The sequence below is a fragment of the Simplicispira psychrophila DSM 11588 genome (assembly GCF_000688255.1).
Taxonomy (GTDB): Bacteria; Pseudomonadota; Gammaproteobacteria; order Burkholderiales; family Burkholderiaceae_C; genus Simplicispira; species Simplicispira psychrophila.
In genome coordinates, this window is sequence record NZ_JHYS01000001.1 from 275,277 (window position 1) to 292,207 (window position 16,931).

Genomic DNA, 16,931 nt, shown 5'->3' on the forward strand with positions numbered 1-16,931 from the left:
GAGTCAGCTTTTTTAGCTGCGCTGAGTCCACACCGCCGAGATGCTTTTAAAAGCGTGTCGGCGGTCTTTTTTTGGGATTTTCGGGAGACCCACCATGCAACGCATTCTTCAGGCCGGCGAAATCGAAGCCCTCGACCGCACCCACTTTCCGCGCATTCTGCTACCTAGCCCCGCCAGCCTGTTTGCCGAGCGCGCCGCGCGCGTGCGCCAGTTGGCCGATGGCAATCCAATTGCCGACTATCTGCACTTTATCGCCAAAATCATCGACGCCCAGCACACCGCCGTGGCTACGCTGGCCGCCACGCCGCTGGACAAAGCCGTGCTGGCGCAGGCGCAAGCGCACTCGATGCCGCTGCTGCCCGCGCTGGAGCACATCGACCCCGCTTGGCAGGGCGTGCTGGACACCCTGCTCGACACCCTGAGCGCCGATACCGGCAGTGGCGGCCTGCCCGAGCCACTGCAACCCTTGATTGCCGCGCTGCGCGAACTCAATGCCGATGAGCGCGATGCCATCGCCCGCAAGCTGCTGCAAAAGGAAGGCTCGGCGCGCGACATCGGCATTTCGCCCTTCGTCATGGCGGCGCTCCAAGTGACCTTTGCCCAGCGTGCCAGCCAGTTGAGCGAGAGCGACGTGCCCTACACCGACCCCGCCACCATCTGCCCGGTGTGCGCCAGCGAACCTGTCTCTAGCGTGCTGCGCATTGGCGGCCCCATGGCCGGCCATCGCTACCTGCACTGCGGCACCTGCTGCACCGAGTGGCAAATGGTGCGCGTCAAATGCTCGCACTGCGAATCGACCCAGGGCGTGCGCTATCAGGGCATCGAAGGCGGCAAAGACGTGGTGATGGCCGAAACCTGCGACGAGTGCGGCAGCTACCGCAAGATCATCAACCAGGAAAAAGACCCGCTGGCCGAGCCGCTGGCCGACGATTTGGCGTCCCTCATGTTGGACCTGCTGATGGGCGATACGAAATACCAGCGCGCCAGCCCGAACCCGCTGCTGTACGTCGCCGTGGCGGAGGAAGAAAGTAGCGCCCCTTGAGCCGCGCATCACTGGCCACGCTGCCCTCGGTCGATAAGCTGCTGCAACACAGCGCGCTGCAAGACCTGCAAGCGGCGCACGGCAAAACCGCCTGCACCCAGGCCCTGCGTGACGTGCTGGCGCAGCTGCGCAGTGCGGTGCTTGCCGATGGTGCGGCTGTGGATGCCGCGCACTTGGCACCCGAAGCCATTGCCCAAACAGCGCGCAGCGCCCTGGGGCAGCGCTTTGCCCCCCGGCTGCGCACCGTCTTCAACCTCACCGGCACGGTGCTGCACACCAACCTGGGGCGCGCATTGCTGCCGCCCGAAGCGATTGAATCGGTGGTGCAGGCCATGGCCGCGCCGGTGAATCTGGAATACGACCTGGCCAGCGGCGGGCGCGGCGACCGCGACGATCTGGTCGAAGCGCTGCTGTGCGAGCTGACCGGCGCCGAAGCCGCTACCGTGGTCAACAACAACGCAGCGGCGGTGCTGCTGGCGCTGGGCACGCTGGCACCGGGGCGCGAAGTCATCGTTTCGCGCGGCGAACTGGTGGAGATTGGCGGCGCCTTTCGCATCCCCGACGTGATGGCGCGCGCCGGTGCCCAATTGGTCGAAGTCGGCACCACCAACCGCACCCACCCGCGCGACTACGCCAATGCGGTAGGCGAGCACACCGCACTGCTGATGAAGGTGCACTGTAGCAACTACGCCGTCACCGGCTTCACCAAAAACGTGCCCGACGGCGAAGTCGCTGCCATCGCCCACGCACGCGGCCTGCCGCTGGTGGTGGACTTGGGCAGCGGCACGCTGGTCGATTTGCGCCAGTGGGGCCTGCCGCATGAAACCACGGTGCGCGAAACCATTGAGGCGGGCGCTGACTTGGTGACTTTCAGTGGCGACAAACTGCTCGGTGGCCCGCAGGCCGGGCTGATCGTCGGGCGCAAGGATTTGATTGCCCAGATCAAAGCCAATCCTTTGAAGCGTGCACTGCGCGTCGGCAAGATCACCCTGGCTGCGTTGGAGCCGGTGCTGCGCCTGTACCTGTCGCCCGACCAGCTGGCCCAGCGCCTGACCACGCTGCGTTTGTTTACCCGCCCAGCGGTGCAGATGCAGGCGCAGGCCGAAGCGCTGGTGCCACTGGTGCAGAGCGCTGTCGGCAGCACTTTTGCCGTGACGCCAGCAACGATGTGCAGCCAGATTGGCAGCGGCGCCTTGCCGGTCGAATCGCTGCCCAGTCACGGCCTGCGCATTGCCCCCGTCCAAAGCCAGCACCCCGGCCGCCAGTTGCAGCGCCTGGAAACCACGCTGCGCCAACTGCCACGTCCAGTGATTGGCCGCATCCAGGAAGATGCCCTGTGGCTAGACTTGCGCTGCCTGGAAGCGGCTGACCAGCCCGCCTTTGTGCAGCAATTAGAAAAATTGAACCCATGATCATCGGCACCGCCGGCCATATCGACCATGGCAAAACCACTTTGGTGCGCGCTCTCACCGGTGTCGAAACCGACCGCCTGAAAGAAGAAAAAGAGCGCGGTATTTCCATCGAACTGGGCTACGCCTACACCCCGCTGCCCAATGGCGAGGTGCTGGGCATCATCGACGTGCCCGGCCACGAGAAATTTGTTCACACCATGGCGGCGGGCGCGGTTGGCATCGACCACGCCCTGCTGGTGGTGGCCGCCGACGATGGCGTGATGCCACAGACGCGCGAGCACTTGGACATCGTGCTGCTGCTGGGCGTGCGCCAAGGCAGCGTGGCGCTGACCAAAAGCGACCGCGTCCCACCCGAACGCTTGGCGCAGGTGCAGGCCGACATTGCCGCGCTGCTGGCGCCTACCGCGCTGGCTGGTGTACCGGTATTTGCCACGGCGGCGACACAGCCGGACGACGCAGGCGTCGCCGCCCTGCGCACGCACCTGCACACCATCGCCCAAAGCCAGCCGGCCCGCGCGCACAGCGGGCTGTTTCGGCTGGCGGTCGATCGCGTCTTCACCCTGCCCGGCCAAGGCACGGTGGTGACGGGCACGGTGTTTGGTGGTCAGGTGCAGGTGGGCGACAACCTAGTGCACTCGGCCAGCGGCCAAGCGGTGCGGGTGCGCAGCATCCACGCGCAAAACCAGGCCAGTGCCCAAGGGCTGGCCGGCCAGCGCTGCGCACTGAACTTGGCCGGTATTGCCAAAGACAGCATCCGCCGGGGCGACTGGATTGCCGACGCGCGCGTCTTGCAAGCCAGTGACCGCATTGACGTGCGCCTGCGCTTGCTGCCAGACGCCCCGCGCGTGGCGCAGTGGACGCCGGTGCACGTGCATGTGGGCACCGCCCACCACACCGCCCACATTGCACTGCTGCAAGGCAACCACATCGAACCCGGCAGCGCAGTGCGCGCGCAACTGGTGCTGAGCCACCCGGTGCACACCGTGCCGGGCGACCGACTGATCGTGCGCAACGCGCAGGCCAGTCGCACCCTTGCCGGCGGCAGTGTCATCGATCCCGCCGCCCCCGCCCGCAAGCGCCGCAGCGCCGAGCGCGTACTGGCGCTGAATGCGCTGGAAGAACTGGCGCAGCACGGCAACGCCAGCGCGGTAGTGGCGCAAGCGCCGCACGGCATGGCCCAATCGCAACTGGTGCGCCTGAGTGGCCGCCTGTTGCCACCGAGCGACTTGCCGCAGGTGCTGCAACTGCCGCTGGGCCAAGGCGATGTGCTGCTGTTGGACGCCATGCGCTGGCAGCTGCTGCGCACGCAAGTGTTGGCGGCGCTGGAGCGCTTTCACCGCAAAAGCGCCGACGAACCCGGCCTCAACGCTGCACGCCTGCGCCGCATTGCCCTGCCCAGCTTGCCGCAGGGCGCACACGATGCGCTCTGGCGCGGCCTGATCGACGCCTTGCTGCAAGACGGCAACATCGCGCTATCCGGTGCTTGGCTGCACCTGCCGGGGCACCGCGTGCAACTGTCAGCCGCCGAAGAAAACCTGATGCACAAACTGCTGCCAGCGCTGGAGGCCGGCCATTTCGACCCGCCCTGGGTGCGTGATTTGGCGCGCGATATACAGGCCGGCGAAGAGCCGGTACGCCAACTGCTGCGCAAGCTGGCACGCCAGGGGCAAGTGTTCCAGCCGGTGAAAGATTTGTTCTACGCCGCACCCGCCATGGACGCCTTGGCGGCGCTGTTGCACACACTGGCCGAACCCGCAGAACAGGGCGGGCCCAGCGGCGCGGTCGAGGCGCACGCCTTCCGCGACGCCACCGGCCTGGGCCGCAAACGCGCCATTCAGGTGCTGGAATTTTTTAACCGTATCGGCTACACCCGCCGTGTGCGCGACGCCCACCTGCTGCGTCCCGACGCGCAATGGCAAGCCAGCAGCGCCATGCAGGGCGCACAGTAGAATCGCGCGCTGCCAACAGGCTCTCAGGAAGGCAAATGCACCCGGTGGTGTGCCCGGGCTTCAAACCCGGTAAGGGGCGTCAGCCGCTCCTTGGTAGGTTCGACTCCTGCTGCTTTCCGCCATAAAAACCTGCGCCGACCCGAGCAAGGTCTTGCCGCCCGCAGCACAATGGCTGCATGACTGCTTCAGCTTCTTTCCCCAAAGTTCCTACCCTCTCCATGCTCGATTTGGTGGCGGTGCGCGAAGGCGGCACCGTGGCCCAGGCGCTACAAATTTCTCTGCGTACCGCGCAACATGCCGAGTCGCTGGGTTTCAAACGCTATTGGCTGGCCGAGCACCACAACATGGCCAGCATTGCCAGTTCGGCCACGGCGGTGCTGGTGGGCCACCTTGCTGGCGGCACCCAGCGCATCCGCGTCGGTTCGGGCGGCGTGATGCTGCCCAACCATGCGCCGCTGGTGGTGGCCGAGGCCTTTGGCACGCTGGCCGAGCTGTATCCGAATCGCATCGACCTGGGGTTGGGCCGCGCCCCCGGCACCGACCCACTGACCATGCGCGCCCTGCGCCGCGACCGGCTGGAGACGGCCGAAGACTTTCCGCGCGATGTCGCCGAGTTGCAGCGCCTGTTGGCCCCGGCGCAACCCGGCCAGCGCTTGGTGGCCACGCCCGGCGCCGGCACCAACGTGCCGATTTGGCTGCTCGGATCGAGCCTGTTTTCGGCGCAGCTGGCGGCAGAGCGCGGCTTGCCGTACGCCTTCGCCTCGCACTTTGCACCGCGCCTGCTGCTGCAGGCGATTGACCTGTACCGGCGCCAGTTCAAGCCCTCAGCGGCGCTGGCCAAGCCGTATGTGGTGATCGGTGTACCAGTGATTGCAGCATCGACCGACGCGGAAGCCGAGTTTTTGGCTAGCAGCACTTACCAGCGGGTACTGGGCATCTTGACCGGTGACCGGCGCCTACTGTTGCCGCCGGTGGAAAACTTTGCCGCCCAGCTGCGGCCGCAAGAAACGGCCGCCATCAACGACTTTCTCGCCGCCGCCGTGATCGGCGGGCCAGACACCGTGCAGCACGGCCTGGCGGCTCTGGCGCAGGCCACGCGCGCCGACGAGTTTATGCTGGTCAGCGACATCTTTGATCCGGCGCTGCGCCTGCGCTCGATGGACATCACCGCCGCCGCCTGCAGCGCGCTGAAGGACACGCTGCAAAGCCAGGTTGCACTATAAAAAAATGAGCTTATAGCGCTTACTGGGTAAGCGTTTAAGGCCTGTTTGATGCCAAGTTTTGGCAGCGGCTACCATCAACGCCTGCTTTCCACCTGCGTCTTTGCCTCGCCCTTTGTCCCATGCCCGCCTTTACTTTTGAAGCCCTCGACGCCCAGGGCCAGACCCGCAAGGGCCTGTTGGAGGCCGACACCGCCAAAGCCGCGCGCAGCCAGTTGCGCGCGCAGGCGCTGGTGCCGCTGGCGGTGGTGCTGGTCGGCCCGGACGCCGCACCCGGTAGCAGCGGCGCCCTCAGACGTAGCCTATTCACGCGCCCGGTGTTCAACGCCACCGGGCTGGCGATTTGGACGCGCCAAGTCGCCGGACTGGTGTCGTCCGGCCTACCCCTGGAACGCGCCCTGACCGCGCTGGCAGACGAAGCCGATGACGAGCGCCAACGCCACCTGGTGGCAGTGCTGCGCGCCGAGGTCAATGCCGGTTCGACCTTTGCGCGCGCGCTGGCGCAGCATCCGCGCGAGTTTTCTGACATTTACTGCGCCGTGATTGGCGCTGGCGAGCACAGCGGCAGCCTGGGGCTGGTGCTCGAACGCCTGGCCGACGACCTGGAGGAACGCCAGGCATTGAAGGCCAAGCTGATCGGCGCCGCGCTGTACCCGGCCATCGTCACGCTGGTGGCGATTGTCATCGTGCTATTTCTGGTCGGCTACGTGGTGCCGCAGGTGGCCAGCGTGTTTGCCGGCAGCAAGCGCGCGCTGCCGTTTCTGACGGTGGCAATGTTGGCCGTGAGCGACTTTGTCCGCAGCTTTGGGCTGGCGCTATTGGTTGCTTTGATTTTGATAGCTATCAGCGCACGCTGGGCTTTGGCCAGAGAGGCTTTTCGCCAAAAATTTGACGCCGCGTGGCTGAATGTGCCCATCCTCGGCAAGCTGGCGCGCGGCTACAACGCAGCGCGCTTTGCCAGCACGCTGGCGATGCTGGCCGGCGCGGGGGTGCCGATTTTGAAAGCGCTGCAAGCCGCCGCGGAAACCCTGAACAACCGCGCCATGCGGGCTGATGCACTGGATGCGCTGGTGCTGGTGCGCGAGGGCGCACCGCTGGCCTCGGCACTGGCGCAAAAGAAGCGCTTTCCTGGCCTGCTGTCGATGTTTGCGCGCTTGGGCGAGCAAACCGGCCAGCTGCCGCTGATGCTGCAGCGCGCCGCCGTGCAGCTGTCCACCGAAGTGCAGCGCCGCGCTCTGCAACTGGCCACCATCCTGGAGCCGCTGCTGATCGTCGCCATGGGCTTGGTAGTCATGCTGATCGTGCTAGCCGTGCTGCTGCCAATCATCCAGCTCAACCAGTTCGTCAAATAAGCCCCCAAGCCAGAAACCTGCCATGACTGCTAGTGATCTTCATGCCGCACCCGCTGCCATCACCGACAAGCTGGTGGTGGCGATTTCGTCGCGCGCGCTGTTTGATTTTGAAGAAGAGAACCAACTGTTTGATTCCGGTCAGGCCTCGGACTACATGCAATTGCAACTCGAGCGCCTAGAGATACCAGCGCGCCCGGGCGTGGCATTTTCGTTGGTCAAAAAGCTGCTGGCCTTCAACACGCCCGAGCACCAGCGCGTGCAGGTGGTGGTGCTGTCGCGCAACGACCCGGTCAGCGGCATGCGCGTGTTCCGCTCGGCGCAGGCACATGGGCTGGCGAGCGTGCAGCGCGGCGTGTTCACGCAGGGCGCAGCGCCGTTTCGCTACCTGCGTCCGCTGGGCGCGCACCTGTTTTTATCGGCCAATGCAGCGGATGTGAACGAAGCGCTGGCGATGGGCTTTCCGGCGGCGCGCGTGGCCACGCAATCGGTGCAGGCCAGCGCCACGCACCCGCATGAGGTGCGTATCGCCTTTGACGGCGACGCTGTACTGTTTTCCGATGAAGCCGAGCGCGTCTTCCAGTCCGCCGGGCTGGATGCCTTTCAGGCGCACGAGCGCGAAAAAGCGCTGCAACCTTTGCCGGCTGGGCCGTTCAAACCATTTTTGAGCGCCTTGCAGCGCCTGCAGCGCAGCGGCGCCTCCGACATGCGCATTCGCACCGCGCTGGTGACGGCGCGCGGCGCACCGGCGCACGAGCGCGCCCTGCAGACGCTGATGAGCTGGAAAATCGCTGTCGATGAAGCCATGTTTTTGGGCGGTCTGCCCAAAGGCGAATTTTTGCGTGAGTTCGAGCCCGATTTTTTCTTTGACGACCAGACCGGCCATGTCAGCGCCGCCGCTCTGCATGTGCCGTCCGGCCATGTCAGCAGCGGTATTGCCAATCAACCGCTAACGTCCACCACAGCGGCGCCGCTGCCGTGAACCCAGGAGTATTCAACATGCGATTTTTACGGATGCTTTGTGCGCTATTGCTCATAGGCGTGTGCGCCTTGGCCAGCGCCCAGAGCAGCACCGCAGCCACCACGGCACCGCGCGGCCCCGACGGCGCGCCTTTGAGCAAGGGCGAAATCAAGGCCATGCGCGACTTCCAACTGCTCGACTTCAATGGCGACGGCAAAATCAGCCGATCCGAAGTAGCGCTGTTTCCGCGCTTGGCTGCGGCCTTCAGCGAGGCCGACACCAACCACGACAACTACCTGAACTATGAAGAAGTGCGCGCCTATGCCGTGCGCTACCGCGCCAAACGGGATCGCCAGCGCCAGCGTGAACGCGCATCGGAGGTGCAAGCGCCAGACGGCACAGACACCGAAGCCGGGCAAGATGCAGAGGAAAAACCGTAATGCGCCAGCAGGTCACGCTAGGGGCGGCCTGCGCCCGGGTCAAGGCCTGCCGGGGCGCTTGATGCTGGGGTCGGCGTAGAGCAAGTTGTCTTTCTTGCCCTGCTGCGCCATGCGCTCAGACAAGGTGATCTTGTTGATGTCTTGCGCCAATTCAATGGCGCTACCACTGGCACGCCACATTTCGCGCAAATGCTCCAGCAGCAGCTTGTAGATCGGCTCTTTCGGCGGCTCTTCCGGCTCTTTGACGGTGTCCTGTGTTTTGACTGCCGTCCAATCGCGGTTCGGTGCCTCGGGAGCCGACGGTTTATCCGGTGCTTTGACAACCGCCCCTTCGCCTAACCGGTCCATCGACTCGACCGGGTTGGGGGCATGGATAGGGCGCACAGGTACCGCACCAGAAGCCCCAGTGGAATACAAATCTGCGCCCTGAGACTGCCAGGATGACGTTCGATCAACAGGTAGTATTTGCATGACAGTGGCCCATGGTGGATGAATTATAAAAACGGCTCTACAGCCTCCTCGTTCATCTTATTACGGCAATAAGCAGGGTTTATTGAGGCTTTATTCACCGATTGAAACACATCACGGATTTTGGCTTGGCCAGCCACGCCCTCCTGTGGACCACTTTACCCCTCATAAAAACCGCTCCAGCAGGCGCAACGAGGCCTTGTCGAGCGCGGCGGTATCGCGCACGGTGTACTGCACACCGTCGCCAGCGGCAATCAGTAGCGCACTGCGGCCCTGCAGGCGGCGAATGTCCTCTTCGCCCTTGAGCACAAATTGCGCCGTGCCGCGATCGGTGTCCACGGTCCAAGTGCAGGGGGTGGAAAAACTCGATACGCTGCAGATTTTTTCAATCACCGGGACAAATTCCCGCAGTGATAGTTCTTCTTCCAGCAGGCGACGCGCCGGGGTCGGCATATCCGCCAAGCGCTCGATCCACAGCAGCTCGTGGCCGTTGCTACCGATGAGGGACAGCCCCTCCTGCGGTGCGGCAATCGGAAACGCGCGCACTGGCACCACATCGGTGTGTACGGTGCCGTCGCCCAGCGTCAGCACCAGGCGGCCGTGGGCATTGCGCTGCAGTTGCATGGGGGAGGACAGATCAGCGGAATTCATGAGGGGGTGCTTTCAACAGGGATGGCGGCGGGACGCACGGCCGGGTCGGCGTGCACCAGCACGCCCGCCGCCTGGGCGTCTTCTTCGGCGCGGCGCGCCTGCGCTTCGTACAAGCGCCAGTAGGCGCCCTGGCGCGCCATCAACTCGTCGTGCGGCCCCACTTCCACCACTTCACCGCGGTCCAGCACCACCAGTCGGTCGGCCTTGCGCAGCGTGGACAGGCGGTGCGCAATGGCAATGGTGGTGCGCCCTTGCACTAGGTTGTCCAGGGCTTTCTGGATTTCTTTCTCCGTCTCGGTGTCCACGGCGGAGGTGGCTTCGTCGAGGATCAGGATGCGCGGGTCAATCAGCAAGGCACGCGCAATGCTGATGCGCTGGCGCTCACCGCCCGACAAGCCTTGGCCACGCTCGCCCACCAGCGAGTCATAGCCATGCACCAAGCGCAGGATGAATTCGTGCGCGTGCGCGGCGCGGGCGGCGGCCATGATTTCAGCGCGGGTGGCGTCGGGCTTGCCATAGGCAATGTTCTCGGCAATGGTGCCAAAGAACAAGAACGGTTCTTGCAATACCAAGCCGATGTGGCTGCGGTAATCGGCCACCGCCAAGCGGCGAATATCGACACCGTCCAACTGAATCGAGCCGTCGCTGACGTCATAAAAACGGCAAATCAGATTGGCCAGCGTGCTCTTGCCCGAGCCGCTGTGGCCCACCAGACCGATCATCTCGCCCGGGCGGATGTCCAAGTCGAGTTTTTTGATGATCACCCGGCTGCCATGGCGAAAGCCCACTTGGCGCAGTGCAATAGCCCCTTTCGCCTTGTCAATTTTGACCGGCTGGGCCGGATCGGGCACGTTGCTGACGTGGTCGAGGATGTCAAAAATGCGCTTGGCACCGGCAGCGGCTTTTTGCGTCACCGAGACAATGCGGCTCATGGAATCGAGTCGGCCATAAAAGCGCCCGATGTAAGCAATGAACGCCGTCAGCACACCGACGGTGATCTGGCTGTGCGCCACCAGCCAAATGCCGCAGCCCCACACCACCAGCAGGCCGATTTCGGTCAGCAGCGACACCGTGGGTGTGAACAGCGACCAGGTCTTGTTGAGCTTGTCGTTGACCTGCAGGTTGTGCTGGTTGGCCTCGTGAAAGCGCTGCGCCTCGCGCTTTTCCTGGGCAAAGGCCTTGACCACGCGGATGCCGGGAATGGTGTCAGCCAGGACGTTGGTCACTTGCGACCAGACGCGGTCGATTTTCTCAAAACCGGTGCGCAAGCGATCGCGCACGGCATGGATCATCCAGCCGATGAACGGCAGCGGCACCAACGTCACCAACGCCAGCCACGGGTTGATGGAGAACAAAATCGCCGCCGTCATGAAAATCATCAGCACGTCGGTGACAAAGTCGAGCGCGTGCAGCGATAAAAAAACGTTGATGCGGTCGGTCTCGGAACCAATGCGCGCCATCAGGTCGCCAGTGCGCTTGGCGCCAAAATAGTCCAGTGACAGGCGCAGCAAATGCTCGTAGGTGGTGGTGCGCAAATCGGCGCCAATGCGCTCGGACACCAGCGCCAGGATGTAGGTGCGCGCCCAGCCCAGTCCCCAGGCCAGCAGGGCCGAAGCCAGCAGGCCCGACAGGTACAGCAGCACCAGACTGGTCTCGATCTTCTGACCGTTCTGGAACGGAATCAGGATGTCGTCCATCAGTGGAATGGTCAGGTAGGGCGGCACCAGCGTGGCAGCGGTCGAGGCCATCGTCAGCGCAAAACCAGCCGCCAGTTGGCCGCGATACGGCCGCGCAAATCGCCACAGACGCAGCAGCACCCAAGTAGAGATGTGTGCCGGCTGCGTGCGCGCGCACAACGGACACTCGTCAACATTGCTTGGCAATATGCTGAGACAGGTCGGGCACTGCACCGGCTCATGGTCCAAAGCATCCTCTAGCGGGTGACTGGCCCAGTGCGCCAGGCGCACCAGTTGCTGGTCAAAGCGCTGCACCATGCGCAGCGCCGCAGCATGCGCTCCCAGTGTGAAGCGCCACAGCGCCAAGCGCTGCGTGCTGTCGTGCAACTCCAGCGTGCCGACACCGCCATGCTCCAGCAGGCGCAGCTGCAGATCAGCGGCCAGCGGCCAATCGCGCCATGCGCTGGTACCCGGATCACAGGCCAGCAAGCGCTGCTCGGTCAGGATGACACGGCCAGTGGCAAAGTGCAGGTCGGCGCTCAGGTCAACCTGCAGTGTGGCCAGTGCGTTTTCATGGGGGGCAAGCACTGCTTGCGCTGCGGACATCGAAAAGTCCGACAAAACACCGGGGGCGTTTACAGAATCATGTGGCATGGGTTTGTTGTTTTGCTCCTGGCGGCGCCAGGATATTCGGCATCGTGCCGTGCGGTATTTAACGCCTGAACCCCGCCGCCCGCTGACAATCGGGTGAGTGCACAATTTCTCACCCTTCCTCACCCCTTGCTTTTTCTGCATCTCCGCACTTCACTGACTTCACTGACCGGTTGCGACCCATGGCCAAAATCAAAGATATCGAACTGCTGCGCATCAATTATTTGCGCGGTCCCAACATCTGGACTTATCGCCCTGTGCTGGAAGTCTGGCTGGACCTGGGGGTGCTGGAAAACTCGCCCTCGCACCAACTGCCTGGCTTCAATGACCGGCTGACCACCTGGCTACCGGCGCTGATCGAGCACCACTGCGGCGTGGGCGAGCGCGGTGGCTTTTTGCAGCGTATGCAAGAGGGCACTTGGTGCGGCCATGTGCTGGAGCACATCGTCATCGAACTGCTCAATCTGGCCGGTATGCCGACCGGCTTTGGCCAGACGCGCAGCACCTCGCAGCACGGCGTCTACCGCATGGTGTTTCGCGCCCGCGAAGAACGGGTGGCACGGGTCGCGCTGGAGCAAGGCCACCGCCTGATCATGGCGGCGATCAACGACGAACCGTTTGACGTCGCTGCCGCCGTGGCACGCGTGCGCACCGAAGTGGACGACCGCTACCTGGGCCCCAGCACCGCCTGCATCGTCACCGCTGCCGGCGATCGCGGTATTCCACACATCCGCCTGAACGACGGCAACTTGGTGCAGATGGGCTATGGCGCATCACAGCGGCGCATCTGGACCGCCGAGAGTGAGTTCACCAGCGCCATTGCTGAAGGCATTGCCAGCGACAAGGACCTGACCAAAAGCCTGCTCAAGGCCTGCGGCGTGCCGGTGCCTGAAGGCCAGGTCGTCAACAGCCCCGAAGAAGCCTGGGAAGCGGCGCAAAGCATTGGTCTGCCAGTCGTCGTCAAACCGTCCGACGGCAACCACGCACGCGGTGTGACGCTGGATTTGCGCCAGCAGCAAGACATTGAAGCGGCCTACCACGTCGCCTACCCCGAGGGCAGCGACGTCATGGTCGAGCGCTTCATCCCCGGCGATGAGCACCGCCTGCTGGTGGTCGGCGGCAAGGTGGTGGCGGCGGCGCGCGGCGAGCTGATCAGCATCACCGGCAATGGCCGCTCCAGCGTGACCGAGCTGATCGACAGCCAGCTGAACTCTGACCCGCGCCGTGGCCACGAAGAGGAATATCCGCTGGAATTGATCGACATGGCCACCAACGTGGCCGTGCAGCTAGAAATCAAGCGCCAAGGATTGAGCCCCGACGCCATCCCTGCCGCCGGCGCGCAGGTGATCGTGCAGCGCAACGGCAACGTGGCGGTCGATTGCACCGATGACGTGCACCCCGAGGTGGCCTACATCGCCCAACTGGCGGCGCGCGTGGTCGGCTTGGACATTGCCGGCATCGACATGGTGGCACAGGACATCTCCAAGCCGCTGCATCTGCAGGGCGGCGCCATCGTCGAAGTGAATGCTGGCCCCGGCCTGCTGATGCACCTCAAGCCCGCGGTGGGCGCCTCGCGCCCGGTGGGTCAAGCGATTGCCGAGCACCTGTTTCCGCTGCAAGACAGCCCCACCGACCGCCAAGTGGGGCGCATTCCGGTGGTCGGCGTCGCCGGCACACGGGGCACCGCCACCGTAGCCCGGCTGGTAGCTTGGTTGTCGCACCTGAGCGGACACTACACCGGCTTGGCTTGCAAAAGCGGCATGTGGATGAACCAGCGCTGTGTGGATCAGCGTGACAGCGCCCACTGGGCCGGCGCACACCGCCTGCTGGTCAGCCAGATGGTGCAAGCGGCGGTGATTGAAAACGATGCCCGGGCCATCTTGCAGGACGGCTTGGCCTACGACCGCTGCACCGTCGGTGTGGTGACCGACATGGACGGCTTTGAAGGTTTGGCCGAGTTCGACATCCATGAAGCCGCACAAATGGCCAAGGTGCTGCGCACCCAGGTCGATGTGGTGCTGCCCAGCGGCGCTGCGGTACTCAATGCCGATGAGCCACAAGTCGCCGATCTGGCCCGCCTGTGCGACGGCGCTGTCATTTTTTATACCACCGATGCCGACCACCCGACCGTGGTCGCACACCGTGCCAACGACCAAGGCCGCGCGGTGCTGGTCAAAGGTGGCAACGTGGTACTGGCCACCGGCGCCACCGAAAAATCTCTCGGGACGCTGGCCCGTTTGGCGTTTGCCCAAGGCGCCAGCACGCCGCCGGTACATACGCTGCTGGCCGCCATTGGCGCCGCCTGGGCCCTGGACATTGCGCCCGACCTGATCGCTGCCGGCATCAAGACCTTCGAGCCGGAACTGCCCAGCAGCAGTGCCGCCCATTCCCGCACCGTCACCCTGCCTCTTTGAGCCGCTCCTGAAAGAATTCCATGGATGTAACCCGCACCCGGGCCCTGCGCGGCCCCAACCTTTGGAGCCGCAACACGGCGATTGAAGCCGTCGTGACCTGCGCTGACAGTGAGCGCGCCATGGCGCAGATCACCGGTTTTGAAGCCCGCCTGCGCGCGCTGTTTCCGGCCATCGGCACGCTGCTGCCCGAGGGCAGCGACAGCGATATTGCCCTCGCCCATGTACTGCAATCGGCCGCGCTGGCGCTGCAGGCCCAGGCCGGCTGCCCGGTCACCTTCAGCCGCACCGCAACCACGCCCGAACCGGGCGTGTACCAGGTCATCGTCGAATACACCGAAGAAGCCGTGGGCCGCCAGGCTTTTGCTGATGCACAGGCGCTGATCGAGGCGGCGGTGGCCGGAAAGCCCTTTGACAGCGACGCCGCTGTCGCTGCCTTGCGCGAGCTGGACGAAAGCGAGCGCCTGGGTCCGAGCACCGGCGCCATCGTCGAAGCCGCTGCCGCGCGCGGCATTCCGTGGCGGCGGCTGACACAGGGCAGCTTGGTGCAGTTTGGCTGGGGCTCGAAACAGCGGCGCATCCAGGCGGCCGAGATCGACGCCACCAGCGCCGTGGCCGAATCGGTAGCGCAAGACAAAGACCTGACCAAGCGCCTGCTGCACGCCGCTGGCGTGCCGGTGCCGCTGGGTCGCCCGGTGGAATCGCCTGACGAAGGCTGGGCGGTAGCGCTGGAAGTCGGCCTGCCCGTGGTCGTCAAACCGCAAGACGGCAACCAGGGCAAGGGCGTCACGGTGAACATCACCGACCGCGCGGCACTAGACGAGGCTTATGCCAACGCCGTCGAATACGGCACGGTGATGGTCGAGCGCTTTCTGCCCGGCCACGACTTTCGCCTGCTGGTGGTCGGTAACCAACTGGTCGCCGCCGCCCGGCGCGAGCCGCCCCAGGTACTGGGCGACGCCATCCACACCGTGCGCGAGCTGGTCGATTTGGTCAACCTCGACCCACGCCGGGGCGAAGGCCATGCCACGCCGCTGACCAAAATTCGCCTCGACGACATTGCCGTGGCCCGCTTGACCGCACAAGGCTTGAGCCCCGACTCGGTGCCGGCCAAGGGCCAGCGGGTGATTTTGCGCAACAACGCCAACCTGTCCACCGGCGGCAGCGCCACCGATGTGACCGACGACGTCCACCCCGACGTGGCGGCGCGTGCAGTCGAAGCGGCGCAAATGGTCGGCCTGCACATCTGCGGCGTCGATCTGGTGTGTGAGAGCGTGTTGCACCCGATTGAAGAACAAAACGGCGGTTTCGTCGAAGTCAATGCCGCGCCCGGTCTGCGGATGCACTTGGCGCCGTCCTACGGCAAACCGCGCGCCATCGGTGCCGCGATGGTGGCGCAGGTGTTTGCGCACGGCCAGGACGGCCGCATTCCCGTCGTTGCCGTCACCGGCACCAATGGCAAAACCACTACCGCACGCCTGATTGCGCATTTGTTCAGCGCCCACGGCCTGCGCGTCGGCATGACCAATACCGACGGCGTCTACGTCAATGGCCGCCAGATCGACAGCGGCGATTGCTCTGGCCCGAAAAGCGCCCGCAACGTACTGCTGCACCCCGAAGTGGACGCCGCCGTGTTTGAAACCGCACGCGGCGGCATCTTGCGCGAAGGCCTGGGTTTTGACCGCTGCCAAGTGGCGGTGGTGACCAATATTGGCGAGGGCGATCACTTGGGGATGAACTTCATCAACACGGTGGAAGACTTGGCGGTACTCAAGCGCGTCATCGTGCAAAACGTCGCGCCGGACGGCTACGCCGTGCTCAACGCCACCGACCCGATCGTCGCTGCCATGGCACCGGCCTGCCCCGGCAAGATCATCTATTTCGCGGTGGATCGCCACCACCCGGTGATGGCTACGCACCGTGCCCAAGGCCACCGCTCGGTGTATGTCGATGGCGACTCGATCATTGCCGCCGAAGGCTCGTGGCGCGAAGCCATCCACCTGCGCGACGTACCGATCACGCGCAATGGTCGGATTGGCTTTCAGGTCGAAAACGTCATGGCTGCCGTCGCTGCCGCTTGGGGCGCTGGCCTGTCGTGGGAGACGGTGCGCCGTGGCCTGTCGGGCTTTGTCAACGACAGCGACAACGCCCCCGGCCGCTTTAACCTGATGGACTACCAAGGCGCCACGGTGATCGCCGACTACGGCCACAACCCCGACGCCATGCGCGCACTGGTATCGGCTGTCGATGCGCTGCCCGGCAACCGCCGCAGCGTGGTCATCAGCGGCGCCGGCGATCGGCGCGATGAAGACATCCGCGTGCAAACCGCCATCCTCGGCGCGGCGTTTGACGACGTGATCCTGTACCAAGACGCCGCCCAGCGCGGGCGCGGCGACGGCGAAGTCATCGCCCTGCTGCGCGAAGGCCTGCAAGGCGCCACGCGCACCACCTACACCGAAGAAATCTACGGCGAATTTGTCGCCATCGATACGGCGCTGGCACGCCTGCAACCGGGCGATCTGTGCTTGGTGCTGGTCGATCAGGTGGAAGAAGCGCTGGCCCATCTGGCGCAGCGCTGCAGCCAGCCGTAAACCGCCTTGAACGTAAAACGGCCCCGCTGCGTCATGCACCGGGGCCATTTTTATGGGCTTTTTGCTATTATTTAGATAGCTACTAGCGCTTGCTGTATAAGCGCTATAAG

Annotated in this window: 12 protein-coding genes and 1 tRNA gene; 10 read left to right on the plus strand and 3 right to left on the minus strand. The window is 64.6% G+C overall.

The features are described 5' to 3' along the window. Window positions 1–94: 94 nt before the first annotated feature. The 8 genes from fdhE to Q390_RS17160 all read left to right on the plus strand — a co-directional run bounded on the left by fdhE (window position 95) and on the right by Q390_RS17160 (window position 8,373). Window positions 95–1,042 carry a formate dehydrogenase accessory protein FdhE gene (gene fdhE, locus Q390_RS0101175; protein ID WP_027994428.1) on the plus strand — a complete coding sequence of 316 codons (948 nt, stop codon included), beginning with the start codon at window positions 95–97 and terminating at the stop codon, window positions 1,040–1,042. Next, window positions 1,039–2,454: an L-seryl-tRNA(Sec) selenium transferase gene (gene selA, locus Q390_RS0101180; protein WP_027994429.1), complete on the plus strand. Its 1,416-nt coding sequence runs from the start codon at window positions 1,039–1,041 to the stop codon at window positions 2,452–2,454. Before fdhE ends, selA begins: the two co-directional genes overlap by 4 nt. Then, on the plus strand, window positions 2,451–4,403 hold the full coding sequence (selB, locus tag Q390_RS0101185) for a selenocysteine-specific translation elongation factor (protein ID WP_027994430.1): 1,953 nt from the start codon (window positions 2,451–2,453) through the stop codon (window positions 4,401–4,403). The genes selA and selB overlap by 4 nt, the downstream gene beginning before the upstream one ends. Window positions 4,404–4,429: 26 nt before the next feature. Then, window positions 4,430–4,525, plus strand: a tRNA-Sec gene (locus tag Q390_RS19790). 54 nt (window positions 4,526–4,579) lie between these two features. Then, window positions 4,580–5,626 carry an LLM class flavin-dependent oxidoreductase gene (locus Q390_RS17155; protein ID WP_037471918.1) on the plus strand — a complete coding sequence of 349 codons (1,047 nt, stop codon included), beginning with the start codon at window positions 4,580–4,582 and terminating at the stop codon, window positions 5,624–5,626. A gap of 119 nt (window positions 5,627–5,745) precedes the next feature. Next, on the plus strand, window positions 5,746–6,975 hold the full coding sequence (gene gspF, locus Q390_RS0101195; protein ID WP_027994431.1) for a type II secretion system inner membrane protein GspF: 1,230 nt from the start codon (window positions 5,746–5,748) through the stop codon (window positions 6,973–6,975). A 22-nt stretch (window positions 6,976–6,997) separates the two neighbouring features. Further along, complete coding sequence (locus tag Q390_RS0101200; RefSeq protein WP_051602965.1) at window positions 6,998–7,954, plus strand: 5'-nucleotidase; 957 nt, start codon at window positions 6,998–7,000, stop codon at window positions 7,952–7,954. A gap of 17 nt (window positions 7,955–7,971) precedes the next feature. Then, window positions 7,972–8,373, plus strand: a complete 402-nt coding sequence (locus Q390_RS17160) for an EF-hand domain-containing protein (RefSeq protein WP_156949789.1) — start codon at window positions 7,972–7,974, stop codon at window positions 8,371–8,373. A gap of 39 nt (window positions 8,374–8,412) precedes the next feature. Here Q390_RS17160 and Q390_RS0101210 read toward each other — a convergent pair whose 3' ends face one another. From Q390_RS0101210 to Q390_RS0101220, 3 genes are all read right to left on the minus strand, one after another. Then, complete coding sequence (locus Q390_RS0101210) at window positions 8,413–8,844, minus strand: hypothetical protein (protein WP_027994433.1); 432 nt, start codon at window positions 8,842–8,844, stop codon at window positions 8,413–8,415. A 162-nt stretch (window positions 8,845–9,006) separates the two neighbouring features. After that, window positions 9,007–9,492: a cyanophycin metabolism-associated DUF1854 family protein gene (locus Q390_RS0101215; RefSeq protein ID WP_027994434.1), complete on the minus strand. Its 486-nt coding sequence runs from the start codon at window positions 9,490–9,492 to the stop codon at window positions 9,007–9,009. Next, the gene (locus Q390_RS0101220; protein WP_245606834.1) at window positions 9,489–11,774 is read right to left on the minus strand and encodes a cyanophycin metabolism-associated ABC transporter; all 2,286 of its coding nucleotides are present in this window, start codon (window positions 11,772–11,774) and stop codon (window positions 9,489–9,491) included. Before Q390_RS0101220 ends, Q390_RS0101215 begins: the two co-directional genes overlap by 4 nt. A 227-nt stretch (window positions 11,775–12,001) precedes the next feature. On the opposite strand from Q390_RS0101220, the gene Q390_RS0101225 reads away from it, so the two are divergent. Together Q390_RS0101225 and cphA are read left to right on the plus strand one after the other, a co-directional pair. Beyond that, on the plus strand, window positions 12,002–14,233 hold the full coding sequence (locus Q390_RS0101225) for a cyanophycin synthetase (protein ID WP_027994436.1): 2,232 nt from the start codon (window positions 12,002–12,004) through the stop codon (window positions 14,231–14,233). 20 nt (window positions 14,234–14,253) lie between these two features. Continuing rightward, a complete protein-coding gene (cphA, locus tag Q390_RS0101230) occupies window positions 14,254–16,821 on the plus strand; it encodes a cyanophycin synthetase (RefSeq protein ID WP_027994437.1) in 2,568 nt (855 codons plus the stop codon). Window positions 16,822–16,931: the final 110 nt, after the last annotated feature.

Excerpts from the sequence above, each read along its gene's own strand:
- cphA (WP_027994437.1), top strand. The coding sequence starts at position 14,254 with ATGGATGTAACCCGCACCCGGGCCCTGCGCGGCCCCAACCTTTGGAGC.
- Q390_RS17155 (WP_037471918.1), top strand. The coding sequence starts at position 4,580 with ATGACTGCTTCAGCTTCTTTCCCCAAAGTTCCTACCCTCTCCATGCTC.
- gspF (WP_027994431.1), top strand. The coding sequence starts at position 5,746 with ATGCCCGCCTTTACTTTTGAAGCCCTCGACGCCCAGGGCCAGACCCGC.
- Q390_RS0101215 (WP_027994434.1), bottom strand. The coding sequence starts at position 9,492 with ATGAATTCCGCTGATCTGTCCTCCCCCATGCAACTGCAGCGCAATGCC.
- Q390_RS0101220 (WP_245606834.1), bottom strand. The coding sequence starts at position 11,774 with ATGTCCGCAGCGCAAGCAGTGCTTGCCCCCCATGAAAACGCACTGGCC.
- selB (WP_027994430.1), top strand. The coding sequence starts at position 2,451 with ATGATCATCGGCACCGCCGGCCATATCGACCATGGCAAAACCACTTTG.
- Q390_RS0101225 (WP_027994436.1), top strand. The coding sequence starts at position 12,002 with ATGGCCAAAATCAAAGATATCGAACTGCTGCGCATCAATTATTTGCGC.
- Q390_RS0101200 (WP_051602965.1), top strand. The coding sequence starts at position 6,998 with ATGACTGCTAGTGATCTTCATGCCGCACCCGCTGCCATCACCGACAAG.
- Q390_RS17160 (WP_156949789.1), top strand. The coding sequence starts at position 7,972 with ATGCGATTTTTACGGATGCTTTGTGCGCTATTGCTCATAGGCGTGTGC.
- Q390_RS0101210 (WP_027994433.1), bottom strand. The coding sequence starts at position 8,844 with ATGCAAATACTACCTGTTGATCGAACGTCATCCTGGCAGTCTCAGGGC.
- fdhE (WP_027994428.1), top strand. The coding sequence starts at position 95 with ATGCAACGCATTCTTCAGGCCGGCGAAATCGAAGCCCTCGACCGCACC.